1 protein-coding gene is annotated in these 691 nt (G+C 48.0%); it reads left to right on the forward strand.

Translation table 11 applies throughout. The features are described from left to right. A partial coding sequence (locus ACRCJ0_RS17740; protein ID WP_431391468.1) for a metal ABC transporter permease occupies nt 1–684 on the forward strand: 684 nt, incomplete at its 5' end. Between the last annotated feature and the right edge of the window lie 7 nt (nt 685–691).

Raw genomic sequence — 691 nt, forward strand, 5'->3', positions numbered from 1 at the left:
TACTTTATCGAGTTGATCCATAAGCATTCCTTGGTCAGCCTTAATTCGGCCCTGGCTTTAGTCTTGTCTTCTTTCTTTGGATTGGGGATGGCCCTGAAGTCATATATCCAAGGCAATCCGCAGTTTGGTGACGCATCACAAGCAGGCCTCCAACACTATATTTTCGGGCAGGCAGCCTTTTTGCTGAAATCAGATGTCTGGTTAATCATCATCGCTTCAGTGATTGCCTTAACGATATTCATCGCTTGCTACCGACAAATCAAGATTTTTGTCTTCGACCCGAATTACGCGAAAGCAGTCGGAATCCAGGCCAACGTATTGAACTGGGTCATTCTCCTAATGGCCATCGTCATGATCGTTGTCGGGTTAAAAGCAGTCGGCGCCATCCTTATCTCCAACATGTTGATTGCGCCAGCGATTACCGGCCTACAATGGTCAAAACGATTCCCAGTCGTCTTGCTGGTGGCTGCTGTATCGGGCGGGATCTCAGCTGGTATCGGCACCTACTTGTCATCAACTATCTCAAACTTGCCGACCGGACCAACCATTATCGTGGTCATGTCGATCGTCTCGCTATTGTCCATTATTTTTGGGCCAAGAGGTTATGTGGTCGCTTATTTACGGAAGAAACGGTACTTAGCGACCCATCAAGATGACACGTTTGAGACAGAGGAGGTGGCATAATGGGGGC

This window comes from Aerococcus sp. L_32, from assembly GCF_050689315.1.